General features: G+C 67.0%; 22 protein-coding genes. 16 read left to right on the top strand and 6 right to left on the bottom strand.

The window, feature by feature from the left end; translation table 11 throughout:
- Window positions 1-207: 207 nt before the first annotated feature.
- A complete protein-coding gene (locus VVD47_RS19160) occupies window positions 208-1,224 on the bottom strand; it encodes a Fe(3+) ABC transporter substrate-binding protein (protein ID WP_327605122.1) in 1,017 nt (338 codons plus the stop codon).
- Between the two features lie 244 nt (window positions 1,225-1,468).
- Between VVD47_RS19160 and mshL the strand changes: the two genes are divergently transcribed.
- Genes mshL through VVD47_RS19110 form a run of 10 tightly spaced genes read left to right on the top strand, consistent with a single transcriptional unit; the run spans window position 1,469 to window position 13,090 of the window.
- Window positions 1,469-3,301 (top strand): pilus (MSHA type) biogenesis protein MshL, encoded by a 1,833-nt coding sequence (mshL, locus tag VVD47_RS19155; RefSeq protein ID WP_327605121.1) that lies wholly within the window; start codon window positions 1,469-1,471, stop codon window positions 3,299-3,301.
- Window positions 3,298-4,485, top strand: a complete 1,188-nt coding sequence (locus VVD47_RS19150; protein ID WP_327605120.1) for a tetratricopeptide repeat protein — start codon at window positions 3,298-3,300, stop codon at window positions 4,483-4,485. Before mshL ends, VVD47_RS19150 begins: the two co-directional genes overlap by 4 nt.
- Window positions 4,486-4,498: 13 nt before the next feature.
- On the top strand, window positions 4,499-6,217 hold the full coding sequence (locus tag VVD47_RS19145; RefSeq protein ID WP_327605119.1) for a GspE/PulE family protein: 1,719 nt from the start codon (window positions 4,499-4,501) through the stop codon (window positions 6,215-6,217).
- Between the two features lie 13 nt (window positions 6,218-6,230).
- Window positions 6,231-7,430, top strand: a complete 1,200-nt coding sequence (locus VVD47_RS19140) for a type II secretion system F family protein (RefSeq protein ID WP_327605118.1) — start codon at window positions 6,231-6,233, stop codon at window positions 7,428-7,430.
- A 12-nt stretch (window positions 7,431-7,442) separates the two neighbouring features.
- Entirely contained in the window at window positions 7,443-9,014 is a 1,572-nt protein-coding gene (locus tag VVD47_RS19135; protein ID WP_327605117.1) for a hypothetical protein, read from the top strand.
- Entirely contained in the window at window positions 9,011-9,637 is a 627-nt protein-coding gene (locus VVD47_RS19130) for a hypothetical protein (protein ID WP_327605116.1), read from the top strand. Before VVD47_RS19135 ends, VVD47_RS19130 begins: the two co-directional genes overlap by 4 nt.
- Before the next feature lie 17 nt (window positions 9,638-9,654).
- A complete protein-coding gene (locus VVD47_RS19125) occupies window positions 9,655-10,026 on the top strand; it encodes a hypothetical protein (protein ID WP_327605115.1) in 372 nt (123 codons plus the stop codon).
- A 47-nt stretch (window positions 10,027-10,073) separates the two neighbouring features.
- Window positions 10,074-11,102: a hypothetical protein gene (locus tag VVD47_RS19120; protein ID WP_327605114.1), complete on the top strand. Its 1,029-nt coding sequence runs from the start codon at window positions 10,074-10,076 to the stop codon at window positions 11,100-11,102.
- On the top strand, window positions 11,095-11,724 hold the full coding sequence (locus VVD47_RS19115) for a type II secretion system protein (RefSeq protein ID WP_327605113.1): 630 nt from the start codon (window positions 11,095-11,097) through the stop codon (window positions 11,722-11,724). Before VVD47_RS19120 ends, VVD47_RS19115 begins: the two co-directional genes overlap by 8 nt.
- 55 nt (window positions 11,725-11,779) lie before the next feature.
- A complete protein-coding gene (locus VVD47_RS19110; RefSeq protein WP_327605112.1) occupies window positions 11,780-13,090 on the top strand; it encodes an adenylate/guanylate cyclase domain-containing protein in 1,311 nt (436 codons plus the stop codon).
- Here the strand turns inward: VVD47_RS19110 and VVD47_RS19105 are convergent.
- A complete protein-coding gene (locus VVD47_RS19105) occupies window positions 13,056-14,807 on the bottom strand; it encodes an ATP-binding protein (RefSeq protein WP_327605111.1) in 1,752 nt (583 codons plus the stop codon). The two genes, VVD47_RS19110 and VVD47_RS19105, sit on opposite strands and share 35 nt — an antisense overlap.
- A gap of 207 nt (window positions 14,808-15,014) precedes the next feature.
- Between VVD47_RS19105 and VVD47_RS19100 the strand changes: the two genes are divergently transcribed.
- Complete coding sequence (locus tag VVD47_RS19100) at window positions 15,015-15,650, top strand: prepilin-type N-terminal cleavage/methylation domain-containing protein (protein ID WP_327605110.1); 636 nt, start codon at window positions 15,015-15,017, stop codon at window positions 15,648-15,650.
- A 33-nt stretch (window positions 15,651-15,683) separates the two neighbouring features.
- On the opposite strand, the gene VVD47_RS19095 is transcribed toward VVD47_RS19100, so the two are convergent.
- Window positions 15,684-17,651, bottom strand: a complete 1,968-nt coding sequence (locus tag VVD47_RS19095; protein WP_327605109.1) for a cation:proton antiporter domain-containing protein — start codon at window positions 17,649-17,651, stop codon at window positions 15,684-15,686.
- Window positions 17,652-17,766: 115 nt separating this feature from the next.
- On the opposite strand from VVD47_RS19095, the gene VVD47_RS19090 reads away from it, so the two are divergent.
- From VVD47_RS19090 to VVD47_RS19070, 5 genes are all read left to right on the top strand, one after another.
- On the top strand, window positions 17,767-18,798 hold the full coding sequence (locus tag VVD47_RS19090; RefSeq protein ID WP_327605108.1) for a KpsF/GutQ family sugar-phosphate isomerase: 1,032 nt from the start codon (window positions 17,767-17,769) through the stop codon (window positions 18,796-18,798).
- A complete protein-coding gene (locus tag VVD47_RS19085) occupies window positions 18,798-19,319 on the top strand; it encodes a KdsC family phosphatase (protein WP_327605107.1) in 522 nt (173 codons plus the stop codon). Before VVD47_RS19090 ends, VVD47_RS19085 begins: the two co-directional genes overlap by 1 nt.
- Complete coding sequence (lptC, locus tag VVD47_RS19080) at window positions 19,316-19,885, top strand: LPS export ABC transporter periplasmic protein LptC (RefSeq protein WP_327605106.1); 570 nt, start codon at window positions 19,316-19,318, stop codon at window positions 19,883-19,885. Before VVD47_RS19085 ends, lptC begins: the two co-directional genes overlap by 4 nt.
- Window positions 19,882-20,442 (top strand): lipopolysaccharide transport periplasmic protein LptA, encoded by a 561-nt coding sequence (lptA, locus tag VVD47_RS19075; RefSeq protein WP_327605105.1) that lies wholly within the window; start codon window positions 19,882-19,884, stop codon window positions 20,440-20,442. The genes lptC and lptA overlap by 4 nt, the downstream gene beginning before the upstream one ends.
- Window positions 20,443-20,752: 310 nt before the next feature.
- Complete coding sequence (locus VVD47_RS19070) at window positions 20,753-21,313, top strand: phasin family protein (protein WP_327605104.1); 561 nt, start codon at window positions 20,753-20,755, stop codon at window positions 21,311-21,313.
- A gap of 88 nt (window positions 21,314-21,401) precedes the next feature.
- Here the strand turns inward: VVD47_RS19070 and VVD47_RS19065 are convergent, their stop codons facing one another.
- The 3 genes from VVD47_RS19065 to VVD47_RS19055 are packed head-to-tail and all read right to left on the bottom strand — an operon-like array spanning window position 21,402 to window position 25,471.
- Window positions 21,402-22,163, bottom strand: coding sequence for a competence/damage-inducible protein A (locus VVD47_RS19065; protein WP_327605103.1), 762 nt, complete (start codon window positions 22,161-22,163; stop codon window positions 21,402-21,404).
- 7 nt (window positions 22,164-22,170) lie between these two features.
- Window positions 22,171-22,902 (bottom strand): EI24 domain-containing protein, encoded by a 732-nt coding sequence (locus VVD47_RS19060; protein WP_327605102.1) that lies wholly within the window; start codon window positions 22,900-22,902, stop codon window positions 22,171-22,173.
- A gap of 52 nt (window positions 22,903-22,954) precedes the next feature.
- Window positions 22,955-25,471 carry an ABC transporter permease gene (locus VVD47_RS19055; protein WP_327605101.1) on the bottom strand — a complete coding sequence of 839 codons (2,517 nt, stop codon included), beginning with the start codon at window positions 25,469-25,471 and terminating at the stop codon, window positions 22,955-22,957.
- Between the last annotated feature and the right edge of the window lie 5 nt (window positions 25,472-25,476).

Here is a 25,476-nt window from a genome sequence, read left to right as displayed (position 1 = left end):
TTACACACCCCTTTCAGATCGTCAAGCAATTTCGCAAATTATTTTTTACTGCTGAATTTGCTAACCGCCAACTTCCTCCCCACTGCGAACCCGGTGCCGCTTTCGCGACTCCCGCTTGCTCAGCAGCAGAGAGGCGAGATTATGGACAACGGATTACGGTGAGTCAACCCCTGTTTCGCGACAATCAACAAAACGGTCGGTCGGTGATCAGCGGAAGCCCGCCCAGTCGAAGATCTTCTGGGCCTGGACGACCGTCTTTGCGAGCTGGCCGACTTGCAGGTTGTCAGCCTTGAAGCCGCCCAGTGCCTCGAGCGCCGGGTTCCTGGCCTTGACCGTAGGCACTGCGGGCCATTCGTTGTTGCCGTCCGCGAAGTAGATCTGCGCCTCGTCGGAAGCCAGGTATTCAAGGAACCTCACCGCAGCCTGCTTGTGGGGTGCGTGCTTGAGCATGCCACCGCCCGAGATATTGATGTGGGTTCCCCAGGTTTTCTGGTTGGGCCAGACGATCGAGAGGGATTCCGCGGCCTTGCGCTCATCGGGTTTGTCCGAGCGCATGAGCCGAGCCAGATAGTAGGTATTGCTGACCGCGACCGCGCATTCACCTGCGGCGACGGCCTTGAGCTGGTCGATGTCGCCCCCCTTGGGCTGACGCGCCAGATTCGCCACCAGGCCTTTGGCCCAGGCTTCCGTCGCTGCCTCCCCGTTATGGGCAATCATCGCGGCGCCCAGCGACAGGTTGTAGGGGTGGCTGCCGGAACGGATGCAGACCTTGCCCTTCAAGGCTGGCTTGGCAAGATCCTCGTAGGTCTGGAGGTCTTCGAGCTTGGCCAGTGCCTTGTTGTAGACGATGACGCGTGCGCGGGTGGAGTAGGAGTACCAGTCCGCCGTGCGGAGGTTGGCGGGGATGCGCTCTTCGAGGAGTTTCGACCTGATTGGCGCGAAGATGCCCATTTCGTCTGCCTTGGCCAGCCGGGACGCATCCACGGTGATGAACACGTCGGCCGGGCTGTTGGCGCCTTCGTTGCGGATGCGTTCGAGGAGCTGGTCTTCCTGCCCTTCGATCCGGTTGATGCGTATGCCGGTGGCGCGCTCGAAGTTCTTGTAGAGCGCTTCGTCGGTCTGGTAGTGCCGGGCTGTGTACAGATTGAGTACGGTATCAGCTGCCATGACGGGCGCGCTCGCAGCAAGCAGCGCCGCGGCTAGCGGAAGGAGACGGAGGATCATGAAAGGGGCTTTCCTGGAACGTCGGAACAATGGTCGGCGGAACATGGCCCGCGAAACAAGGGACCGTCGCAGGCCGACGGGCGATGGTACAAATCGACTCCGGACGGTGCAAACAGTTCTCGGCACCCCGGCCCGCCGCGCCCAATCGGGCAGCATCGATCTTCCGAAACCTTGGTCTGCCGCGGCCTTTTGGGGATTTGAGCTAATATCGGGCGCATTCCTTGGCCCAGACGGAAGTCAGCGCGTGTCCCTGCTTCGTTTCGCAGCCCCCAGCCTTGTCGCCAGCCTGCTCGTGGCGTGTTCGCCGACAAGCGTCAAACCTTCCGTCCAGCACCATATTGCGGCCCCGACGGCGCAATCCGCGCCAGCGGCCAACGACATTCCTCCCCCTGTTTCCCGCAGCCTGAGCCTGCCGCCGCCGCGCGCACAAGCCAAGCCGGAAACCTACTCGGTGGTCGTCAACAACGTGAAGGTGCAGGATCTTCTGTTCGCGCTGGCCCGGGACGCCCGGGTCAATGTCGACATCCACCCCGGCATCAGCGGCACCATCACCCTCAATGCGCTGGACCAGACCCTGCCGCAACTGCTGACCCGCATTGCGCGCCAGACCGACATGCGTTTCGAGCTGGACGGGCCGAACCTGGTGGTGATGCCGGACGCCCCCTACCTGCGCAACTACAAGGTGGACTACGTCAACCTGAACCGGGACGCCAGCAGCTCGGTATCCATCGCCTCACAGGTCGGCTCGGCCAACACCTCCAGCGGCAGTGGCGGCAACCAGCAGACGGCCACCGCGTCAGGCAACAGCTCCCAGTCGCGCATCGACAACTCGTCGAAGAACCGCTTCTGGGAATCCCTGGTCCAGAACATGAAGGATCTGCTGCGCGAAACGGACAAGATCTTCCCCGAAGGCAAGGGCGAGACAACCATCCAGCAGACCAGCAGCCAGTCGCTGAGCCCGCTGGCCACCTCAGCCATCACGGCCGCGCTCGGGCAGAACGCCGCGCCCAACAGCCCCTCGCCCGCGACCATGCTGGGCTCCAGTGCCAATGAAAGCACGACGGTGCGCACGGTGACCTTCCGCGAAGCGGCCTCCGTGATCGCCAACATCGAGACCGGCGTGCTGTCGGTACGCGCCACCTCGCGCCAGCACGAGAAGATCCAGGAGTTCCTCGACAAGGTGTCTTCGCGCGCGCGCCGGCAGGTGCTGATCGAAGCCACCATCGCCGAGGTGCAGCTTTCGCAGAACTACCAGCAGGGCATCAACTGGAGCACGCTGAACCTCTTCGATACCGGCCTGCGCATCGTGCAGGGCGCCGCGGGCGCCTTGAGTGCGCCGCCGTCCTCGTTCATCGAACTCGGCTACACCTCGCGCGGCGGCAACTTCGACGGCGCCATCAAGCTGCTGGAGTCCTTCGGCAACGTGAAGGTGCTGTCCAGCCCTAAGCTGTCGGTGCTGAACAACCAGAGTGCCGTCCTGAAGGTGGTGGATGACAACATCTACTTCACCATCGATGTCGACGAGCGCGAGGGCAACCAGAACGCCCAGGCGCGCACCATCTACACCACCACCGTGCATTCCGTGCCGGTCGGGCTGGTCATGAACATCACGCCGCAGATCGGCGACGACGACGACATCACGCTCGGTGTGCGCCCGACCTTGTCGCGGGTCATCGGCCAGGCGGTCGATCCGAATCCGGTGCTCAAGGACAAAGGCATCGTCAATACGATCCCGATCATCCGCGCCCGCGAGATGGATTCCGTGATGCGCGTCGGCAACGGCAACATCGCGGTGCTGGGCGGCCTGATGGAAGACCTGCTCGACAACAGGACGGATGCGGTGCCCGGCATCTCATCGCTGTCCTTCATCGGCGGCCTGTTCCAGAACCGCAACGACACCCAGCGCAAGACCGAGCTGGTAATCTTCATCCGCCCGACCATCGTGCGCGACGCAAGCATGGTGGGCGACTACGCGGCGCAGCGCGGCGCGCTCCCGCGCAGTGACTACTTCGAGCATCTCGTCGGTCCGGACCGTATCCCGCCCCTGCCCGACCGGGCCGGAGGCAAGACACCGTGAGCCTGCTGATCGACGCGTTGAAGCAGGCCGAAGCGCAACGCAGGCAGGCGCAACAGGCCAGCGATCCCGGCCTGCGGCTCGAACCCCTTGCCACGCCGATCGCAGCGCCGGCACCGGTCGGCGAGCCCACCGGGCTTGATCCGGTCGATCCCCCTGCCGCTCCGCGCGCCACTCCAGCCCGCGCGCCGCAGGCAAGCCCGGCCAGCCGCGCCGCCACGCGCGAAGTGTTCGCCGTCAAGGAACCCGGCGGACGTCACCTGCCATTGATCGTTGCCGGCGTCGGCCTGCTGGCGCTGGCACTCGGTGCCGCGTATGTCTGGTGGTCAATCCAGCCGCGCGGTGGCATGCAACTCGGGCCGGCGCTCGCGTCCTCATCGCCATCCGGCACGCAGGTAGCACTGCCCGCGCCGCCGGTGGAACCGGCCTTCGCACCACCCGCACCCGCCGTGGAGCCGGCGCCGCAAACCGCCCCGCCTTCCTCCGGCACACTCACCAACCGGCCGCGCGAGAACACAGGCACGCAAACCGCACCCGCCTCGACGCAGGCCGACACCGGTGACGCGCCCGTGATCGCGCTCAAGCGCGGCGGCGCAACGAATGCAACGCCACAGGCGAGCACCAGCCAGCGCGCCTACCAGGCCTACCAGGACGGCCATTTCGACCAGGCCCTGACGCTGTACCGCGAAGCCCTGCGGCAAGAGCCGCGCAATACCGACGTGCTCGATGCGCTCGCCACGCTCGCCCTGCGCGCAGGCCGCCCGGACGAAGCCGAGCGGATGCTCCGCCAGAGCCTGTCCGTGGATCCGCGCAACGCCTACGCCAGCGCACAGCTCGCGCTCATTTACGGCGAAGGCGACAGCACCGCCGCCGAAAGCCGCCTGCGCAGCCTGGTCGCCGCGCAACCGGAATCCGCCGCCGCGCACTTCGCACTGGGCAGCCTGCTGGCACGCCAGGCGCGCTGGCGCGAGGCGCAGCAAAGCTTCTTCCAGGCCCATACGCTGGACGTCGACAACCCCGACTTCCTCTACAACCTGGCCATCAGCCTGGATCAGTTGCAGCAGCTGCCGCTGGCCCGCCAGTTCTACCAGCGGGCCCTGGCAGCCGCCGCGGGACGCAGTGCCAGCTTCGATCCGCGTGCCCTGCAAACCCGCCTGCAGACCCTGAGCACGCCGGCTGCACAGTAGCCCGCAGCCCACCATGAATGCGCCTTCCGCACGCCAGCCCCTCGGCCAACTGCTGATCTCGCAAGGCCTCATCAGCGACGACCAGCTGCGCATCGCGCTGCATGAGCAGGCCCACACCAACCTGCCGCTCGGCAAGCTGCTGGTGCAGCTGGGCTTCCTGTCCGAAGCCACCTTGCGCGACGCGCTGTCGCAATCGCTGGACAAACAGAGCGTCGACCTCGGCCATGCGATTGCCGACCCGGAAGCGCTCGCCCTGGTGCCGATGGAGGTCGCCAAACGCCACCGCCTGTTGCCGCTGCGCTGGGAGCAGGAGGAGCTGCGCCTGACCGTCGCGCTGGCCGACGTCGACGACGTGGTGGCGCTGGACCGCTTGCGCGCCCTGCTGCCGGAAGATGCCGAGATCGACAGCCTGCTCGCCGGCGAGAGTGACCTCGCCCGCGCCATCGACCAGTACTACGGCTTCGAGCTGTCCATCGACGGCATCCTCACCGAGATCGAAACCGGCGAAGTCGACTATCGCGCCCTGGCCGCGTCCAGCGACGAGTACAGCCAGCCGGTGGTGCGCCTGATCGACGCCCTGCTGGCCGATGCGGTGAAGCGCGAAGCCTCCGACATCCACTTCGAGCCCGAGGCCAGCTTCCTGCGCGTGCGCTACCGCATCGACGGCCTGCTGCGACAGATCCGCGTCCTGCACAAGAGCTACTGGCCGGCCATGGCCGTGCGGGTGAAGGTCGTGGCGGGGATGAACATCGCCGAGAGCCGCGCGCCGCAGGACGGCCGCATCTCGCTGAACATCCGCGGCCGCGAGATCGACTTCCGGGTGTCCTCGCAGCCGACCATCCACGGCGAGAACGTGGTGCTGCGCGTGCTGGATCGCCAGAAGGGCATCGTGTCGCTGGACAAGCTGGGACTGACCGACACCCAGCTCGAACTCATGAAGCTGATGATTGCGCGACCGGAAGGCATCGTGCTGTTCACCGGCCCCACCGGCAGCGGCAAGACCACCACGCTGTATTCGATCCTGGGTCACATCAACGCGGAGGGCATCAACATCATGACCCTCGAAGACCCGGTCGAGTACCCGATGCCGATGATCCGCCAGACCTCGGTGTCCGAAGCCAGCAAGCTGGACTTCGCCAACGGCATCCGCTCGATGATGCGGCAGGACCCGGACGTCATCCTGGTCGGTGAAATCCGTGATGCGGAAACCGCCGAGATGGCTTTCCGCGCCGCCATGACCGGCCACCAGGTGTACTCCACGCTGCACACCAATTCCGCCATCGGCGCGATTCCGCGGCTGCAGGACATCGGCATCCTGCCGGACATCATGGCCGGCAACATCATCGGCGTGGTGGCGCAGCGCCTGGTGCGCAAGCTGTGCCCGCACTGCCGACGCGGTCGCCCGCCGGAACCCTACGAGTTGCGCCTGCTGGGCGTCAGCACCGAGCGGCCGGTCACGACGCTCTACGACCCGGTGGGCTGCACGCGGTGCGACTTCCAGGGCTACCGCGGACGCATGGCGGTCATGGAACTGATGCGCATGGACGCGGACATCGACGAACTGATTGCCCGCCGCGCCACCTACCGCGAAGTGCGCAACGCCGCCCGCGCCAAGGGCTTCCGCACGCTGGCCGAGGACGGCCTGCGCCGCGTGCTGGAAGGCAGCACCTCGCTGGACGAACTGGCGCGCGTCGTCGACCTGACCGAACGCATGGTCAGCGCGGAGCACTGAGGGGCGCCGCGCGATGCCCATCTTTTCGTACAAGGCGATGGACAACGCCGGCCACACGGTGCGCGGCGAGATGGAGGCCATCAACGTCATCGACCTGGAAATGCGCCTCAAGCGCATGGAACTGGATTTCATCAACGGCGCACCGGCACGACGCCACCTCGCACTGGGCGGCCAGATCCCGGTGCGCGAGCGCATCCATTTCTGCTTCCACCTCGAGCAGCTCACGCGCGCCGGCGTGCCACTGATCGAAGCCCTGGCCGACCTGCGCGATTCCACCGAGCACCCGCGCTTTCGCGAAGTGATCGCCAGCGTGGTGGAGAGCATCGAGGGCGGCCGCACGCTGTCGCAGGCACTGGCGGAACACAGCCGCGTCTTCGACGGCGTGTTCTGCGCACTGGTGCGGGCGGGTGAGGCCAGCGGCAACCTGCCGGACGTGCTGCGCGAACTCACCGAGTCGCTCAAGCGGCAGGACGAGCTGACCTCCTTCACCAAGAAGCTGCTGATCTACCCGAGCATCGTGGCGCTGGTGACGGTCGGCGCGGTGTTCGTCGCCATGATCTTCGTGGTGCCGGAACTCTCGCGGCTGTTCCGCTCCACCGGCCAGGCCCTGCCCCTGCAAACGCAGATCCTCGTCGCGCTGTCGGACTTCATGGTCGCCTGGTGGCCGGCCGTGATCTTCGGCGCCGCCGCCGGCGTGGTCGGGCTGGCGATGGCGATCGCCAGCAACCCGCGCGTGGCCTACCGCTGGGACCGCACAAAACTGGCTGCGCCGCTCTTCGGGGACGTGTATCGCAAGATCATCCTGTCGCGCTTCGCCACGCTGTTCGCGATGATGTACACCTCCGGCATCTCCATCATCGACACCGTGCGCGTGGCCCAGGACGTGGTGGGCAACCGCGTGGTGCGCAACGCGCTGGAACGCGTCGAGCAGCTGATCGCCGAAGGCCACAACGTGACCGCCGCCTTTTCGGCCAGCGGCCTGTTCCCGCCGCTGGTCATCCGCATGCTGCGGGTGGGCGAGCACACCGGTTCACTGGAACAGGCGCTGCACAACGTCGGTTACTTCTACGACCGCGACGTGCGCGAATCCATCGGCCGCCTGCAGGCGGCGCTGGAGCCCCTGCTGATCCTGATCCTGGGCGCACTCATGCTGTGGGTGGCCCTGTCGGTGCTGGGGCCGATCTACGACGTCATTACCAAGATGAAAGTCTGAGAGCCGACGGCAATGAGCAAACGCTGGCTGCACCTGGTCGACCACAGCGGCATCTACTGCTACCGCATCGATGGCGCACACCTCACGCTGGCCGACTATTTCCCGGTGGATGAAGAGGGACAACTCGGCTTTGGCTACTGGGTGCAGCAACGCCCCCGCGGCGACATCCACAGCCTGGTCGTCGACCTGCCCGACGAGGGTTTCCACCTCGACCCTATCCCCTACGTGATCGGCGCCGACCGCAAGGCGCTGATCCAGCGCAAGCTGGTGCAGCACTTCTTCGGCTCTCCCTATGCCACCGCCATCTCGCTGGGACGGGAAAAAACCGGCCGCCGCGACGAGCGCGTGCTCTTCGCCGCCATCACCCGGCCTGCCGCCATCGAGCCCTGGCTGACGGTGCTGCGCAGCGCCGGTGCGGCCCTGCGCGCGGTGCACGCCGTGCCCCTGCTGACCCGCGACCTGCTCGCCGGCCTCAAGCTGCCGGAGACCCGCGGCTTGGTCATCGCCCTGTCGCCCAGCGGCATCCGCCAGCTCTATTTCGACGACGGCCAGTTGCGCTTCGCCCGCCTGTCCCCGGCGCCTGACGGCCCCTATGCCAACTGGGGTCCGGATTGCCTGCGCGAGGCACGCAAGACCTACCAGTACATCAGCGCCCAGCGGTGGATACCACGCAACAACCCGCTCACCGTCTACGTGCTGGCCTGCCGCAACGAAGAGCAGGCCCTGACGCCACAGCTTGCCGGTGGCGAGCCGCTGGACTTCCAGACGGTGGCCCTCGAATCGGTCTTCCAGCGCCTGTCCGTCCGGGAGCCGGTGACGGACTCCAACAGCCGTGCGCTGTTCCTGCGGCTGGCGCAGCGCGCCCGCGCCGAACCCCAGCTCGCCCCGGAAAGCGAGCGTCGCTACTTCCGCGTCTGGCAGGCACGCAGTGCCGTCTTCGCGGCCGGCATGCTGGCCCTGTTCGGCTTCGGACTGGCCGCTGGCAAAGCCTGGTTCGACGCACGCGAGCTGCGCTTGCACGCGCAGGAAACCCGCCTCGACACCCAGCGCGAGGAACGCCGCTACGACCAGTTGCTGGCCAGTCTCCCCAAGTTGCCAGCACCGCTGGACACCCTGCGAGGGGTGGTCGACAACCTCGACCAGGTCGCCGCCCAACGCAACGGGCCGCGTCCGCTTCTGGCCCTCCTGTCGCAATCCCTGGAGCGCTTCCCGGACGTCGAACTGCAGCGCCTGGACTGGCAGGCCGGCCCCCGTGGCGACGGCCCAACCGGGACCACGCCCGCCACCACCACCAGCCCGCATGCCGTCAACGAGAGCAGCCTCGTCGTCGAAGCCAGCCTGCCCGAGGGTTCGGCCGGTGATCCTCGCGGCGCCATCGAGCGCATCCGCGCCCTGGTGGCCGACCTCCAGCAGAACCCAGGCATCGAGGTCAGCCGCCTGCGCCAGCCCTTCGACATCGAATCCGACAAGACGCTGAAGAGCGACAGCAACAGCGCGCGCAGCCGCCCGCAGTTCAGCTTCCAGATCACCAGCCGCCCACCGGCTGCGGCCGCCGCGAGCCAGGCCGGAGGAGCCAGCCGATGAATCCCAACCTCCTGCGCCCGCTGCTGCCCCCCATCCTTTTCGCCGTCGCGATGTGCATCGTCGGCAGCCTGCTGCTGCGCTCCACCCAGCGCGAACTGGACGCCGCCCGCCGCGACGCGCAACAGAGCGAACAGGCGCGCCAGTCCATCCGCACCCGCCTGGCCGACACCCAACGCGACGAAGCGATCATCCGCGCCACCATCCAGCGCTTCGAAACCTGGCGCCAACACGGCCTCATCGGCACCGAACGCCGGCTGGACTGGGCGGACCACCTGCGCGCCGTGCGCGACGACCGACGCCTGCCGCGCCTCATCTACGAGTTGATGCCGCAACGCCCCTTGCGCCGCGCCGACAACACCCCGGTCAGCAGCGACCAGTACAACCTGCAATCCTCGCGCATGCGCCTGGACCTCGGCCTGCTGCACGAAGGTGACCTGCTGCGCGTGCTGGACGACCTGCAGGGCCGCCGCGACGTGCTGGTGGTGCCGCGCGCCTGCAGACTGGAACGCGCGCTGTCCGCCGCGCGCAGCAACCCACGTGAAGTGCCGCCTGCACTGGATGCACACTGCGAGCTAGACTGGATCACCGTCCTGCCTCCAACCCGCGCTGCCTCCGGCTCATGACTCACCGGCCTCCCCGCATGCTGCTGCCGCTCGCCCTGGCCACCCTGCTGGGCAACCCGCTGGCACACGCACAGACACCCGCCGACGACGGCCTCGGCCGCCTGTTCAACACCCCGCAGAAGCGCGCCATCCTCGACGAATTGCGCAGCCGCAACGCCAGCGTGGGGCCGGAACAGCCCATGGACGAAGTGCGCGTCGACGGCATCGTGCGCCGCTCCGGTGGTCCCAGCACGGTGTGGATCAACGGCCGCGCCTACGAACGCGGCACCGCCCCGGTGGCGCGCGTGGGTGAGCGTTCGGTGGATGTGTTCGTGGGCGATGGCAAGCAACGTGAAGTGAAAGTCGGGCAGTCGCTGCGGGTGACTCCCCCCGGAAGCAGCGAACGCTGATCATGCACTGCCGTCGTCCGAGCCAAGGCTACGCCCTGATTGCAGTCTTGCTGGTTGCCAGCACATTGGCCGCGGGCGTTATCGCGACCGGCCTGAACACAAGCCTTCAACGCAGTGACTGGCAGGCGCAACGCGATACGCTGCGCAGCCTGCACGAAGCAAAACTGGCGCTCGTTGCTTACGCGCTTATCGAAGACAACACGCCGGGCACCCTTCCATGTCCAACCGACAGGCTGGACGGCAAGAGCGGCACTTGCGGCAGCCCTGCAACTCAGGGGTTCGGACGCTTGCCCTGGTATTTCCTTGGCATGATGAACGGCCCTGGTGGCACAGGTAACTGCCTGTGGTACGGCTTGTCGGCAGGCCACAAGAACCATGGCAATGTGAGTCAGCGGGGTACCACCAACTACCCTGCGATCAATCCGGGCACGACTGGCAGCCTGTCCCTGGCCCAGAATGATGGCAACCTTGTGGCAGCAGCCGTATTGCTCGCACCCGGCAGTGCACTGGGCAATCAGCTGCGCGGCACGACTGGCAACAATCTTTGCACTGACGGGACAGCTTCCGAATTCCTTGATTCGGCCAACAGCATCGACAACGCCGACGGCAACACAACCTATGTCGGTGCGCCAAACGACGCGTCCTTCAATGACCATGCGATCGCCATCACTGAGCAGGACATCATGCGTCCGCTATTGCGCCGAATCTTGACGACGTTTGCTCCGGCATCGGTGCGGTCCGACCTGAAGAGCCGCATCGATATGACCAGCACGACAGGCAATCTCCGGCAGTTGCGGGAGCTGAACGGCAATACGCTGGCTTTCGATCAATTTCTGCTGAGCGGGGCTCCAGCAACGGCAGCGAATGCCTGTCCCTACAATGCCGACGCAACGCATCCTCCTTTGACGACGAAGCATCCCGTATCCTGGTTGTGCTTCAACGGCTGGTATGAACAGATCTCGTATGAAAGCAGCGGCAGCGACTGGTCGCTGAGTGTTGGTCTTCCCTTGCCGTCCACCTATCGCTGCAAGATGAATGGCAGCACTGGTTCAATCAACTGTGGAACCAATGTCTGATCCCGCACCTGGCAGGGCCGAAAGCGGTTTCACGCTGGCAGAGATCGCCGTCGTGCTCGTAATCATCGCTCTGCTGACCGCTGGCGCCCTGTCAGCTTTCCGCATCCAGAACCAGCGTGCACAGTTTGCCGAGGCACGCGCGCAGCTGGAGGAGGCTCGCCAGGCGCTGATCAACTATGCGGCTGTTACCGGCGCGCTCCCCTGCCCCGACACCAACGAAGACGGACAACAGGATGCCCCGTGTGCAGGTGGTGGATCCATCCGGGGCGACTTACCCTGGCGCCAACTTGCCTTACCCCAGCGAGACACCTGGGGCTCGGTAATCCGCTACGAAGTCCATCGAGACTTCACGGCGACCGCCACGTTGTCCCTCAGCGAACCCGGCAGTGTGGATATCGTCAGCAGGGACGGCACAGGTGCTGACGTAGCTCTGGCCGACCCGGCTGCAGTGGCCTTTGCCATCTGGTCAAGGGGCGCGGACACCAGCGACACGTCCGAAGGCGATACGGAAGTGGTTGCCACGAGCCCGACCAGCGACGATATCGTCGTATGGCTGTCGCGTTTCGTGCTGATCGGCAGGCTGTTGGAAGCCGGCCGCGACGTGCCGCAAAGCGCTCCGTAATTTCCACGCCCCGCCGGTCTTCCCGCAAGCGCCGCGACGTCAGTAAGATGGCGCCGTGAGCGACCGTCCTTCTTTCCTGCAAAGCCTCCGCAATGCCGGCATCACGCCCGGCGACGATGAAGACGTACGTCTGCAGAAGACGCTGCTGGTGTTCATCAGCGGCCTGGTGAGCGTGGCGGCGGGTCTGTGGCTGCTGATCTACTGGGCGATGGGCCCGCAACTGTCGGCCACCCTGCCCTTCCTGCTGCAGATCCTGGTGGCGCTGAACGTGGGTGTGTTCATCCGCTTCGGCAACTTCAATTTCTTCCGCTTCTCACAGCTGGGCATCCTGCTGTTCTTCCCGTTCATGGCGCAGTGGGCGATGGGTGACTTCGTCGCCGCCTCCGGCCTCGTGCTGTGGGGGCTGCTGGCGCCCATCGGCGCGCTGCTGTGCCTGGGCGTGCGCGAGTCGATGCCCTGGTTCATCGCCTACGTGGTGCTGACCTTCGCGACCGGCGCGGTGGACTACCTGCTGGCGGACGCAGTCGTGGTGGTGAAGGACGCGGTGCCACGCCGCATCTCCATCCTGTTCTTCGCGCTCAACTTCATCACCATCTCGACCATCGTCTACCTGTTGCTGCGGCTGTCGCTGCTGGAGCGGCTGAATGCGCGCGAGATGCTGGAGTTCGCCCATGCCCGCCTGAAGGTGGAACAGTCGCGCACCGAGCGGCTGCTGCTCAACATCCTGCCCGAGCCGATCGCGCATCGCCTGCGCACCTCGGACGAGACCATCGCCGACGGCTACGCCGAGGTGACGGTGATGTTCGCCGACATCGTGCGCTTCACCGAACTGGCCGCCCACATGCGGCCGCCGGAAGTCTTCAGCCTGCTCAACCGGGTGTTCTCGCGCTTCGACGAACTGGCGGAGGCGCGCGGGCTGGAGAAGATCAAGACCATCGGCGACGCCTACATGGTGGCCGGTGGCCTGACCGATGGCCACATCGACGCCTGCACGCCGGTGGCCCTGCTGGCGCTGGATATCCAGCACTGGTTGAAGACGGACGAGGAGTGCCAGCGGCACAAGCTGGCGGTGCGCATCGGCATCGGCACCGGCCCGGTGATTGCCGGCGTGGTCGGCAAGCGCAAGTTCATCTACGACCTGTGGGGCGACACGGTGAACCTCGCCAGCCGCATCACCGATGAGAGCATCCCGGGCGGCGTCCTGTGCGACGAGACCACCTACGCCCGCCTGCCCCGCCGCTTCCAGTTCAGCGATTCCATCGACGCCTCGCTGAAGGGCAAAGGCATGGTGCGCATGTGGCCGCTGCAGGGCTGCAGCGAAGCCACCAGCCTCAGGCGGCAGGCGCCGGCACCGACGCAGGGCTGAGCACGAAGCGCACGCAGCCCTCGCGGTTCTCCGCCAGCGACAGCCGGTAGCCGGCGTTCTGCGCCAGTTGCGCGCATTGGTACAGCCCGACGCCAAAGCCACTCGCCGATGGCAGCGGCATGCCCATCAGGTTCAACGCCCGTTCTGCCGGAATCGGCGCGCCGTCGTCTTCCACGCTCAGCCGGCAGACTTCACCCGCCACCCCGAGCACTACGGACACCCGCACGCTGGTGTGGGTGGCAGCGGCGCGCTTGTCGGCCACGTTGCGCAGCAGGTTGTCGGCGACGGCGTCGAACAGGGCGGCCGGCAGGCGTGCCGCGCCCAATGCTCCGGCCGGAATTTCCTCGACACTGAAAGACAGGTCGTCGCGCACGTAGCGCTCCTGCAACGCCCCCCACCAGCCCGCAGCCGGTGCCGGCGCAGCGGCGGGCGCCGCTGGCTCGCGGATCCTCGCCAAAGCCAGGTGCAGGCGCTCGCTGATCTGCGGCAACTGGCGCCGGATCAGGGCATCGAGCTGCTGGCTGCGCGACGCGTCGGCCTCATTGATGGCGAAGCACAGCGTATCCAGCGACTGCAGCAGGTTCTTCACCTCGTGCGTCACCCGTGCGCCGGTTTCGTGCACGGCGCGCACATAGGCCATGGATTGCAGGCGCTGGGCCTGCACCGCGGCACGGTGGAACTCCGCCAGCACCCGCAGCATCAGGTCCATCTGCCACAACTGCGAAGGCCCCAGCGCTTGCCGCGTGCCGAGCTCCAGACGCAGGGCGCCTTGGGTCAGCGGTTGCCAGTGACGTGCGGCATCGACATCCCCGGCAGCCCCCTGTTGTTGCGCCGGCACCGTGACCTGCCAGCGCACCGCCCGCAGCGACGGCCACAGCAACATGTGCTGGCAGGCACGCTCGACCAGCGTCGCCGGCGCGTCCTCGCGCAGCGCAGAGTCGGCCACCGCCTCCAGCCAGCGCTCGAAGGGCTGGGCGCCGCCCAGCAGGTGACGCGACACCGCCAGGCCCAGGCCGCCGAAATCCTGCCGCGGGTTCCAGGCCCAGCCCAGCACCAGCAGGCCGACCACCATCGCCATCAGGCTGCGCAGCAAGGCCTCCACGTAGCCACGGTCGTCGATGTACATCAGGGCGACCGCGCCGAGCATCAACCCGGTCAGCACCAGCATGATCACCAGGCTGCCGACGAAATCCAGCGCCTGTGGCCCGCGCGGTTCCGGCCGCGCACGTCCGGTCAGCAGCATCAGGCCCAGCAGCGGCAGGCCGCCCCAGGCCGCCACTTCGGCGAGCAGCTCGCGCGGCGCCGAATGGCCGGGCAGCAGTTGCGGCAGGGCCAGCCCCAGCATCGCCAGCACCAGGTAGCCCAGCGCCAGCCAGTAAGGCACCCGCTCCCGGGCGCGCGCATGACGGAACAGCTTGCCGCCCAGCATCCCGGCCAGCATCAGCATCCACACCAGCGCGAGCCCCCAGCTCATCCACCAGCCCGCCGCCGCCGCCGCTGCCAAACCCAGCACCAGTTCGAGCGGACGCAACTGGCGGGCGCCACTCACCAGTGGCTGCCAGGCCAGCACCGCGCCCAGGTGCGCCAGCAACAGGCCGCGCCCGACCGGCGTCATCACGTCCTGCAACAAGCCCAGGTGCAAAAGGCCCAGCGCCAGGGCGAGCGACCAGGGGCGCGCCAGGCGCAGGGCAAGTCCTTCATCCAGGCTCGTCGGCATCGCGGGCAGCGCCGGTCTCATGATCTGCCTGACAGAATCCGCACACATGCCGGCAAGCGGTGTGACCAATTCCACACCCTGCCCAAATCCTGACAGTGTGCGCTGCGCAAATGCTTTGAAATAGACAGCCTTGGCGTGCCCCAAGGCGTGGCATCAACTTTGCTCATGCAAGGCACGCCAAATCACAGAACAAACGGATAGAGAGTCATGAGAAAACAACAATCCGGTTTCACGCTGGTCGAGGTCGCCATCGTACTGGTCATCATCGGTCTGCTGCTGGGCGGAGTGTTGAAGGGGCAGGAGTTGATCAACAGCGCGAAGTCAAAAGCTGTGGTCAATGATTTCCGCAATACCGCCACGATGATCGCCGCATATCAGGATCGTTTCAGGGCCTTGCCGGGCGATGATCCCAGCGCAAACACCCACTTGCAAAACACTGTCGCGGGCGAAAACGGCGACGGAGACGGTCTCATTGAAGGAAACTGGAACTCATCAACGGTCACGGATGAATCCAGCAAGGTCTGGGCTCATCTGCGTCGTGCAAACCTTGCCTCTGGTGACGGCACGCTTACAGGTGACTGGCAACCGCGGAACAGCGAGGGAGGCCGGATCGGTGTGCAAAGTGGGGCTCCGGCCACCAACATGAATGGCCGGATTTTCGTGTGTCAGGGCAACGTCTCCGGCCGAGTATCTCAACAGGCCGATACCACCATGGATGATGGCAATCCGGCGACTGGCTCGGTACGCTTCGGCACCATGAGCGGCGGTACGCTGACGGCGGCCTCCACAGCCTCTGGCCCCGTGGCGGATTCCGACCTTTTCACCGTCTGCGCAAGCTTCTGACACGAAGCCGACTGCGTCCGAATCAAGGGGTGTTCAGCCCCCCTTCAACACCCTCAACTCCGCCAGCGCCAGATCCGCTGGCCCACCCAGCAGGACCAGCACATCGCCCGCTGCCAGCCGCGTCTCCGGGCCTGGTTCGGTGGCGCGGATGCCGCGGCGGCGCACGGCCGAGACGGTCACGCCCAATCCTTCCAGATGCAGGTCACCCAGCGTCAGGCCGATGGCCCAGGCGCCAGGCGTGAGGGAGATCGACTGCAGGCGCTCCTGCTGCGCCTCGGGCCGGTCGGCCGATTCGGAAGTCCCGTGGAAGAAACCGCGCATCAGCGCGTAGCGCTGGCTGCGGATGTCGCGCATGCGGCGGATGACGCGCGACAGCGGTACGCCCGACAGCGCGAGGGTGTGGCTGGCCAGCATGATGCTGGCCTCCAGCATTTCCGGCACCACTTCGGTAGCGCCTGAATCGAGCAGGCGCTCCATCTCATTCTCGTCGGCGGCGCGCGCGACGATGGGCACTTCGGGCCGGATGGCCTGCACGTGATGCATCACGCGCAACGTGGACTGCAGGTCGTTGAAGGACACCACGACGACACTCGCGCGCATGATGCCGGCGGCGACCAGGTTCTCGCGCCGTGCGCTGTCGCCGAACACGACAGTGCTACCGGCGGCCGCGGCCTCGCGCACCAGGTCCGGGTCGATGTCCAGCGCGATATAGCCGATGCCTTCCTGCTCCAGGAAGCGCGCCATGTACTGGCCGCTGCGGCCGAAGCCGCACAAGATGACGTGGCGCTCGTTGCGCATGCTCTGCGCCGCCACCCGCGTCAGCTCCATGGAGCGCATCAGCCACTCGGACGCCACGAAGCGCATCACCACCTTGTCGCTGACCTGTACCAGCAGCGGTGCGATCAGCAGCGACAACACCAGTGCCGCGACGAAAATCTGGAAGGCCGACGCCGACAGCAGGCCACCGGTCTGGCCCAGCAGCACGAAGCCGAACTCGCCGCCCGCGCACAGCCACAGGCCGCTGCGCACGGCCGTGCTGGTGGAGTCCCCCATCGCGCGCGACACGCCGAAGATCACCGCGAACTTGATCGCCAGCAGGCCCGACAACGCGGCCAGCACCAGCCACGCATGCTCGGCCAGCACGTCGAAGTCCAGCAGCATGCCAACGGTGACCAGGAAGAAGCCGACCAGTACGTCGCGGAAGGGCTTGATGTCCTCTTCCACCTGATAGCGGTACTCGGTCTCCGAGATCAGCATGCCGGCCAGGAAGGCGCCCAGCGCCATCGACAGGCCGGCCTTCTCGGTGATCCAGGACAGCCCCAGCGTCACCAGCAGCACGTTGAGCATGAACAGCTCGGATGACTTGCGACGCGCCACCACGGTGAACCAGGGCCGCATCAGGCGCTGGCCCAGGTACAGCATGATGAACAGCACGACCGCCGCCTTCAGGGCCGCGACGCCCAGGGTCATGGCGAGCATCTCGGCGGGCCGGCTCAACGCCGGGATCAGGATCAGCAGCGGCACCACCGCCAGATCCTGGAACAGCAACACACCGATGACCGCGCGGCCATGGGGTGCGTCCAGCTCCAGCCGGTCGGTCAGCAGCTTGGACAGCAAGGCGGTGGAAGACATGACCACCGCGCCGGCCGCCGCGAAGGCCGCCGCCGGCGCCAGGCCGGCCATCCACAGCAGCAGGGTGCCCACCGCCAGCGATACCGTGACCTGCAGGCCGCCCAGGCCGAGCACCGTGCGCTTCATGGCGAACAGGCGCGGCAGCGAGAACTCCAGGCCGATGGAGAACATCAGGAACACCACACCGAACTCGGCGAGGTAGCGTGCGCTGTCGTTGTCCGGCACCACGCCGGCGGCATGCGGCCCCAGCACCGCGCCCACCGCAAGGTAGGCCAGCACGGTGGGCAGGTTCAGCGAGCGGAACAGCGCCACCACCGCGACGGCGACCGCCAGCAGCAGCAACAGCAGTTCCAGGGCGTGGTGATTCATGGACGGGACGGTGGTGTGATCCGCTCGCAAGCCGCGCCAACGCGGGGGCTGGAGGGTGTTTTGTTATACTCCGCCGGCAGTGTAACCGTAGGGCGTTTTCCGCCCAAGCCTGGTCATGCCCTTGTCCTCAAGCCCCTCCCCGCTGCACGCCGCAGCCGACGACCGCCCGCGCCTGATTGCCGGTGAAGGCGCCCTGGCGCTGGCCCGCCGTGTACTCGACGTGGAAGCCGCCGCGGTCACCGCCCTGGCCCAGCGCCTGGATGCCGATTTCCTGCGCGCCCTGCAGCTCATCCTCGACAGCCGCGGCCGCGTCATCGTCAGCGGCGTCGGCAAGTCCGGCCACATCGCGCGCAAGATGGCCGCCACCCTGGCCTCGACGGGCACCCCTTCCTATTTCGTCCACCCGGCCGAAGCCGCCCACGGCGATCTCGGCATGGTGACCAGCGACGACGTCGTCATCGCCCTGTCCAACTCCGGCACCACCGCCGAGCTGCTCACCATCATGCCAGTGGTGAAGCGCCTGGGCACCCGCGTCATCGCCATGACCGGCAACCCTGCTTCGCCGCTCGCCGAACTGGCCGACGTACATCTGGACGCAGGCGTGGCCGAGGAAGCCTGCCCGCTGAACCTCGCCCCGACCGCCAGCACGACCGCCGCCCTGGCACTGGGCGACGCGCTGGCCGTCGCGCTGCTGGATGCGCGCGGCTTCGGCCCGGAGGATTTCGCCCGCTCCCACCCCGGTGGTGCGCTCGGCCGTCGCCTGCTGACCCATGTCCGCGACGTCATGCGCAGCGGCGACGCGATTCCCCGCGTCAGCGTGACTGCCACTTTCCCGGAGGCGCTGTTGGAAATGAGCCGCAAGGGCCTGGGCATGACGGCCGTCGTCGACGACGCCGGCCGCGCCGTCGGGATCTTCACCGACGGTGACCTGCGCCGACTGCTGGAACGGGCCGGCGACATCAAGGGCCTGAAGGTCGTCGACGTGATGCATGCCAATCCACGCCACATCGGGCCCGAAGCGCTGGCCACGGAGGCCGCCGCGGTGATGGACCAGGCCCGCATCAGCCAGATCCTGGTCGTCGATGGCGACGGGCTGCTCGTCGGCGCCTTCAATACGCTGGACCTCCTGAACGCAAAGGTCATCTGATGCGTGCGCAACAGAAAGCGGCGCAAGTGCGCCTGATGGGTTTCGATGTCGACGGCGTGCTCACCGACGGCAGCCTGTTGTTCGGCCCGCAGGGTGAAGAGCTGAAGGTCTTCCACACCCTCGACGGCCACGGCCTGAAGATGCTGCAGGAGGCCGGCATCGTCGTGGCGGTGATCAGTGGTCGCGGCAGCCGTGGCCTGGAACTGCGCGCCGCCAGCCTGGGCATCCAGTACCTGTACCAGAACGTGCACGACAAGACGGCTGCGCTGGGCGAACTGCTCGACAAGCTGCAGATTCCCGCCGAGCACGCCGGCTACATGGGCGACGACGTGGTCGACCTGCCCATCCTGCGCCGTTGCGGCTTCACCGCCAGCCCGGCCGACGGTCATCCGCTGGTGCATCGCCACGTCGATTACGTCAGCACCCGCGCCGGCGGCCGTGGCGCGGCCCGCGAAGTGTGCGACTTCATCCTCGGCGCGCAGGGCAAACTGGACGCGATGCACGCTGTCTACCTGGGATGAAACGGCTCTACACCCTTTTCCCTCTGATCCTCGCAGCACTGCTGGCCGCCGCGACATTCTGGCTGGAGCAGTTCGTCAGCGGCGACCCGCAGACGCGCCCGAGCTTCGATCGCCATGACCCGGACGCCATCGTCGAAGGCTTCCGCGTGCAACGCTTCAACGTGGACGGCAGTGCCCAGTTCCTGCTGACCGCCGAACGCGGCCTGCACTACCCGGACGACGACACCGCCGACCTCGTGGCACCCCGGCTTCATTTCACCGGCACCGACGCCACCATGGACTGGTCGGCCGACGCCGCGCACCTCAGCGACCAGTCACGCATCGTCGAGCTCACCGGCCGGGTGGTCGGCACCAAGCACGGCAAGGATGGCTCTGCCCCGCAGACACTGGTGACCGAACGCCTTACCATCCTCACCGACGACGAGATCGCGCGTACCGACGCGCCGCTTACCATGACCCAGGGCACGAGCCGGATCGACGGCATCGGCGGTGAATGGGACAACCTCAACGGCCTGCTCAAGCTCAATCAGGCCCGTGCCACCCTGGCCAGACAGACTTCGCCATGATCAGAACCTCCTTCGCCCATGCCGCCCTGCTTGCCCTCGTCGCGTTGCTCGCGTCTCCGGCCCATGCGGAGCGGGCCGACCGCAGCAAGCCCGTCAACATCGAGGCCGACCGCCTCAGCGTGGACGACAAGAACAAGGTGCAGACCTTCGAGGGCCGCGTGAAGCTGACCCAGGGCACCATGCAGATCCTCGCCGACAAAGTGGTGGTGACCCAGGATGCCGAGGGCTTCCAGAAGGGCGTGGCCACCGGCGGCGAAGGCGGGCTTGCCCGTTTCCGCCAGAAGCGCGAGGCCAGCAACGAGTACATCGAAGGCGAGGCCGAGCGCATCGAATACGACGGCCGTCGCGACAAGGCCCAGTTGTTCCAGCGCGCCCATGTCAAAAGCGGACGCGACGAAGTGCGCGGCCAGTACATCGAGTACGACGGCCTGACCGAGAACTATCTCGTCACCAACGGCCCGGACGCCAAGGTCGTCAGCACCGGCGAACGGGTCCGCGCGGTGATCCAGCCCAAGGCCGGCACGCCGGCGGCCTCGGCGCCCGCCGCGCGCCCCTGATCCACACCCCCAGTTCCACAGACACGCACGGCAGCCTTGCGCAATGCAAGGCTGCGCCTGCCATTGCGCGCCGCCTGGTTCGCGCGGCAGCGCAGCACGGCGTCATGAATACCTCTTCGCAGGCACGCTAAGCGCCTGTTTCCGATAGGAACAGGCAATCCCCTGCCCGCATCGCAATGCACAAAGCTGCGTTGACATTGACTTTCCCGTCTCTATAATTTGAATTGTGCGGCGCAACAAACCCGGCTGCAGCGGGGGCGCCTAGCGAGTGATGTCCCACCAAGAGTCTTACCTACATAGGAGAAACGTCATGTTTGCTACCCCTGAGCAATTCGCTGCGACGAACAAAGCCGGTGTCGAAACGCTGCTCACCCTGGCCAATACCGCTTTCGCGGGTGCCGAGCGCATCGCCGCGCTGAACCTGAATACCGCCCGTTCCATCCTGGAAGACAGCGTCGCCAGCTCCAAGGCGCTGCTGGGCGCCAAGGACGTGCAGGAGCTGGTGAGCCTGCAATCCTCGCTGGCCAAGCCGGCTGTCGAGAAGGTCGTGGCCTACTCCCGCAGCCTGTACGAAATCAGCTCGGAACTGCAGGGCGAGCTGTCGAAGATCTTCGAAGTGCAACTGTCCGAAGTGAACAAGAACGTCTCGGCCGTGCTGGACAAGGCTGCCAAGTCCGCTCCGGCTGGTTCCGACGTGGCCGTGGCTGCCATGAAGTCCGCCATCGCCGCTGCCAACTCGGCCTATGACAGCATGAGCAAGGCCGCCAAGCAGGTTGCCGAGATGACCGAAGCCAACATGGCTGCCGCCACTGACGCGACGGTCAAGGCTGTCGGCGTCACCGCGTCGAAGGCGAAGAAGGCCGCAGCCTGAACGTGAAGTAAGCCGGCGTTACAACCGGCCAGCAAAAAGCCCGCGAGTCGCGGGCTTTTTCGTTTGTGCCACGACAAGCGCAGCAACCTCAGTCCGGCAAGTCCTCCACCGGATGGCCCCGTCGTTGCAGTTCCGCACGCATGTCCGCCATCGCTGCCGCGACGGCCTCGGCCGGCCCCTTGGCGCCCAGTTCGATATGCCGGCGGGTGCTTTCACTGCCCAGGTGCGGCAGGCTGAAAACCGTGACGCCGTGGCGCTGCTCCAGTGCCAGCATCAGGTCCACCAGCGCACTTTCCGGCGCCTCGTACACACGCAGCGCATCCTCCACCCGGTCGTCGCGGTGGTGCAGATGGGCGTAATGCGTGTCCAGCACCCACTCCACCATCGGATGGGCCATCTGCGGAAAACCGGGTACGAAGTGATGGTCCCGCAGCGAGAAGCCGGGAATGCGGTTCACCGGATTGGGAATGAGCCCGGCGCCTTGCGGGAACTCGCCCATCGCCAGTTGCTGCGGCGTGGCTGCGCGGCCCCAGCGCGCCTGCATCTGCGCCTCGATCAAGCCCGCGGCTTCCGGATGCAACACGGTCGGCACGCCCAGCGCGGCCGCTGCGGCCTGCCGCGTGTGGTCGTCGGGCGTGGCGCCGATGCCGCCGAAGGAGAACACGACGTCCTCCCCCGCCAGGGTCTGCCGCAGCACGGCGGACAAGGCGTCGCGGTCGTCGCCCAGGTATCGCGCCCAGGCCAGGCGCAGGCCCCGCGCCGACAACAATTCGATGCTGCGTGCGAGGTGCACGTCCTTGCGACGCCCCGACAGGATCTCGTCGCCGATGATCAGGACGCCAAAGTCCATGGTGGCCTCAGACCGGTCTTGCCCCACGGTCGATCCGCAGGGCCTCCAGCAGGTAGTGGACGAACGCGAGCCCGGTGAAGGCCGGCACGAAGAGGTTGAGTACCGGCACGAAAGCCAGGACCCCGGCACCGATGCCCAGCAGGTAGAGGCTGCCGCGGTGGCGCCGCGGCACAGCCTTCATTTCATTGCGATCGGCATGCGCCATCAGCGCGTCGTAGCGATAGCAACGCTGGTTGAGCCAGGCCGACAGGCCCACGGACAGGAGGATGCCCAGACCCGGCACCAGCCACAGCGGCAGGGTGAAGAAGGCAACCACCAGAAACACCAGCAAGGCCCACAAGGCGTTGAAGACGCTGCCGGCGAAGCTGCCGCCACGGCGCTGCTCCAGGTCGGCATAGTCGCTGCGCGCCACGCGGTCGAGCATGAAGGGCAAGGCGACGACGGCGACGATGATCGCCGCGGTGACGAAGATCAGCGGCACCGACAGCAGGAACAGCAGCAGGTTGATGACGAAGCCGGTGGCCACGCGCACCGTTTCCCCATCGTTCAACCAGCCACCCACCACCGGCCAGCGCTGCAGAATCGACAGCAACGCAGCGGTGGCGTCGGCCCAGAAGAGGATGCCCACCGTCACCCACAAGGCGATGGCCAGCAAGGTGGGCCACACCAGGTGCCACAACAGGCCGGGTTGGGACAGGCTGCGCAGGGCGCGCGCGTAGGCACGGAGGATGGCTTGCATGGGCTGGATTATGCCGCCTGTAAGTGTCGTGGACCTGCCGTGGGCCTGCCGCCTAGGCGCTGGCCCGCAGGCCCTCGACCACGGTGTGATGCAACAGGCGCCGCACCCCCAGCCATCCCAGCAATGTGATGGCCCCCGCCGCGAGGACACCGATGCCCAGCAATGCCAGCGCGCGTGGATCGAAAGGCAGGCGGAACACGAACTCGGCCAGCACGAAGCCGATGCCCAGCGTGGCGATGACCGCCAGTGCCGCCGCCAGGGTGCCGAGCACGGCGAACTCCGCCACCATCGCCTGGCGCAGCTGCACGTTGCGCGCGCCGAGGGTGCGCAGCACGGCCAGCTCGCGCCGACGCTCGTCGTGCGTGGACTGCAAGGCGGCGTACAGCACCACCACGCCGGCCAGCAGCGCGAAGCCGAAGATGAACTGCACCACCTGGATCAGGCGGTCGGTCATCGCCTTCACCTGCCCCAGCACGGCCGTCACGTCGATGACGGTGAGGTTGGGGAAGTTCGACACCAGCGCAGTGACGAGCGCCTCCTTGCCGGCCGGCAGGTGGAAGCTGGTGATGAAGCTCGCCGGGTAGTCTTCCAGCATGCCGGGGGTGCCGGTGACGAAGAAGTTCACCCGCATCGAATCCCATTCCAGCTTGCGGATGGAGGTCACTGGCGCCTCGATGCGGCGCCCGGCGATCTCGAAGGCGAGCTGGTCGCCGAGCTTGATGCCCAGCCGCTTGGCCAGCCCCTCTTCCACCGACCATTGGTTGTTCCCACCTTCGTTGGTCCCGCCTTCGTTGTTCGCCCCCTCGCCATGCCAGCGGCCGGCGACGATGCGGTTGCCCGATTGCAACTGCGCGGCCCATGACAGGTTGAACTCGCGCTCGGCCTGACGGCGGGCGCGCTCTTCCTCCAGCGCCTCGGTCTTGATCGGCGTGCCATTCACGCCGACCAGCCGACCGCGCACCATCGGCAACAGCGGGACGTCGTCGAAGCCATGCTCGCGCAGGATGGCCTGTACCGGCTCGCGCTGCTCGGGCTGGATGTTCAGCACGAAGCGATTGGGCGCATCGGCCGGTTGCCGCTGCCGCCAGGCATCCAGCAGATCGGCCGAGGTGACCGTCAGCAACAGCACGGCGGTGACGCCCAGCGCCAGTGCCACCGCCTGCACCACGCTGCTGGCCTGACGGCGATGCAGCGCCGCCAACCCGTAGCGCAGCCCCCAGGCGCCACGCATCCGCCCCCTCGCGGCGAGCCCCAGCAGGCCACGCGCGACCAGCGCGAAAACCAGGCAGGCGACCGCGAAGCCGGCAATCACGTACAGCCCCAGGCGCAGGTCGGCGGCGATCCACAACATCAGCCCGGCCAGCGCCAGCGCGCCGACGCCCCAGGCCGCGAGGCTGCGTGCATCCGCGCCGCCCCATTCACGGCGCAGCACGTGCACCGGCGGCACCTGCGCCAGTCTCAACAACTGCGGTGCGACGAAGCCCAGCACCAGCACGATGCCGACCAGCAGTCCATGCAAGACAGGCAGCGGCCCCGGTGCCGGCAGATCGGCGTTCAGCAGGTTGGCCGCGATGCCGCCCAACGCAGCCTGTACGAGAAAACCGACCAGGCAACCCAGCGCCGCCACGACGACGCCGAAAACCAGGAACTCCCCGAGGAAAAGGCGCAGCAGTTGTCCGCGGGTGGCTCCGAAGCAGCGCATCGCCGCGCAACCGTCCAGGTGCCTCTGCAGGTAGCGTCGCGCGGACAGCCCGGTGGCCACGGCGGCCAGCACCACCGCCAGCATGGCGGCGAGACGCAGGAAACGCTGCGCGCGGTCCATGCCTTCGCGCACCTCCGGCCGCGCGTTGTCGATGCTCTCCAGGCTCTGCCCGCGGCCGAGCTGCGGACGTATCCACGCATCCACCGCGGCCACGTCCCGGCGCTCGCCGGCCGCATGCAGCCGGTAGCGCACCCGGCTGCCCTCCTGGATCAGGCCGGTGGCCGGCACATCGGCGGCGTTCATGAGGATGCGCGGCACGAAGGCGAAGAAGCTGCTGCCACGATCGGACTCGAAGGTCACGATGCCGCCGACGCGGAAGTTCATCTGCCCCAGTTGCACGGTGTCGCCGACCTTCACCGACAGCGCAGAGATCAGGCGCTCCTCCAGCCACAGCTCGCCGCTGGCGGGAATGCGCCCGGCCTCGGCACCGGTGTCGCCCATGCGCTCGGCGATCTTCAGGCTGCCGCGCAAGGGGTAGTCCGGCTCCACCGCCTTCACCGCGCCCAGTTGCGCGACGTCGTCGGTGCTCACCATGCTGTTGAAGAGCATCGAGGTCTGGGCGCGCAGGCCGCGCTGACGCGCCTCGTCCAGCCAGGCTTGCGACAACGGGGTGTCGGACAGCACCAGCAGATCGCCGCCGAGCAACTGGTTGGCATCGCGCTCCAGCCCGATCCGCACCCGGTCGGTCAGGAAGCCCACGCTGGTCAGCGCCGCCACCGCCACCAGCAGTGCGATCGCAAGCATCGTCAATTCGCCCGCGCGCAAGTCGCGGCGGAGCATGGTGAGGGACAGTCGCAGGGAGTTCATGTCGG

Source organism: Uliginosibacterium sp. H1, assembly GCF_036017065.1.
Lineage (GTDB): Bacteria > Pseudomonadota > Gammaproteobacteria > Burkholderiales > Rhodocyclaceae > Uliginosibacterium.
Note: the sequence above shows the minus strand (reverse complement) of the source record. Positions and strands in the feature narration are given on the sequence as shown.

Coding starts and splice junctions, on each gene's coding strand:
- VVD47_RS19130 (WP_327605116.1), top strand. CDS start 9,011: ATGAATCCCAACCTCCTGCGCCCGCTGCTGCCCCCCATCCTTTTCGCC.
- VVD47_RS19060 (WP_327605102.1), bottom strand. CDS start 22,902: ATGCAAGCCATCCTCCGTGCCTACGCGCGCGCCCTGCGCAGCCTGTCC.
- VVD47_RS19115 (WP_327605113.1), top strand. CDS start 11,095: ATGTCTGATCCCGCACCTGGCAGGGCCGAAAGCGGTTTCACGCTGGCA.
- lptC (WP_327605106.1), top strand. CDS start 19,316: ATGAAACGGCTCTACACCCTTTTCCCTCTGATCCTCGCAGCACTGCTG.
- VVD47_RS19140 (WP_327605118.1), top strand. CDS start 6,231: ATGCCCATCTTTTCGTACAAGGCGATGGACAACGCCGGCCACACGGTG.
- VVD47_RS19070 (WP_327605104.1), top strand. CDS start 20,753: ATGTTTGCTACCCCTGAGCAATTCGCTGCGACGAACAAAGCCGGTGTC.
- VVD47_RS19135 (WP_327605117.1), top strand. CDS start 7,443: ATGAGCAAACGCTGGCTGCACCTGGTCGACCACAGCGGCATCTACTGC.
- VVD47_RS19085 (WP_327605107.1), top strand. CDS start 18,798: ATGCGTGCGCAACAGAAAGCGGCGCAAGTGCGCCTGATGGGTTTCGAT.
- VVD47_RS19125 (WP_327605115.1), top strand. CDS start 9,655: ATGCTGCTGCCGCTCGCCCTGGCCACCCTGCTGGGCAACCCGCTGGCA.
- VVD47_RS19145 (WP_327605119.1), top strand. CDS start 4,499: ATGAATGCGCCTTCCGCACGCCAGCCCCTCGGCCAACTGCTGATCTCG.
- VVD47_RS19095 (WP_327605109.1), bottom strand. CDS start 17,651: ATGAATCACCACGCCCTGGAACTGCTGTTGCTGCTGCTGGCGGTCGCC.
- VVD47_RS19100 (WP_327605110.1), top strand. CDS start 15,015: ATGAGAAAACAACAATCCGGTTTCACGCTGGTCGAGGTCGCCATCGTA.
- lptA (WP_327605105.1), top strand. CDS start 19,882: ATGATCAGAACCTCCTTCGCCCATGCCGCCCTGCTTGCCCTCGTCGCG.
- VVD47_RS19090 (WP_327605108.1), top strand. CDS start 17,767: ATGCCCTTGTCCTCAAGCCCCTCCCCGCTGCACGCCGCAGCCGACGAC.
- VVD47_RS19055 (WP_327605101.1), bottom strand. CDS start 25,471: ATGAACTCCCTGCGACTGTCCCTCACCATGCTCCGCCGCGACTTGCGC.
- VVD47_RS19105 (WP_327605111.1), bottom strand. CDS start 14,807: ATGCCGACGAGCCTGGATGAAGGACTTGCCCTGCGCCTGGCGCGCCCC.
- VVD47_RS19065 (WP_327605103.1), bottom strand. CDS start 22,163: ATGGACTTTGGCGTCCTGATCATCGGCGACGAGATCCTGTCGGGGCGT.
- VVD47_RS19160 (WP_327605122.1), bottom strand. CDS start 1,224: ATGATCCTCCGTCTCCTTCCGCTAGCCGCGGCGCTGCTTGCTGCGAGC.